The organism is Mesorhizobium sp. M1406 (genome assembly GCF_040317555.1).
Taxonomy (GTDB): domain Bacteria; phylum Pseudomonadota; class Alphaproteobacteria; order Rhizobiales; family Rhizobiaceae; genus Mesorhizobium.
In genome coordinates this window covers 1-562 of the sequence record NZ_JAMYKW010000200.1, presented here as the reverse complement: position 1 = coordinate 562, position 562 = coordinate 1, and the positions used below count along the sequence as shown (strand labels likewise).

The 562-nt window shown below is 63.5% G+C and carries 1 protein-coding gene; it reads left to right on the top strand.

Annotation, left to right across the window (positions count from 1 at the left end; translation table 11 throughout):
* The coding region (locus NKH03_RS34940; RefSeq protein ID WP_352973403.1) for an integrase core domain-containing protein at positions 1 to 433 on the top strand (433 nt) is incomplete at its 5' end.
* Positions 434 to 562 lie beyond the last annotated feature (129 nt).

Genomic DNA, 562 nt, shown 5'->3' with positions numbered 1-562 from the left:
CGTTGATACGTCTCTTTCGGGCATGCGGGTTGCCCGCGAATTGGACCGGCTCATTACCGAGCGCGGCCGGCCGAGGATGATCGTCAGCGACAATGGCAGCGAGTTCACCTCGAACGCCATCCTTTCCTGGGCGGATCAGAGCCGCGTCGAATGGCATTACATTGCGCCCGGCAAGCCGATGCAGAATGGCTTCATCGAGAGCTTCAACGGCCGACTGCGCGACGAACTGCTCAACGAGACGCTGTTTACCTCGCTGGCTCAGGCGCGCGTAGCCATCGCCCTGTGGCGCGCCGACTACAACACCGCGCGGCCGCACTCCCAAATCGCCTGGCAGACACCGGCCGAGTTCGCCGGCACCTTCAATCCGCGACGGTCGCTCGCGCTGCGCTATGCCAAAGGCTCCGCGCCAGCGCCCGTCCCTCGTAGGAAATGACGATGCCGCGCTCGAGCAGCATTTCTTCGGGCATCGTCAACTTCACGAAGCGTGGATACCGATGTGCGATGACGGGCTATGACAGAGCGTGACCCACTCTACCGCCGCCATCGCTTCCCCGCCGAGATC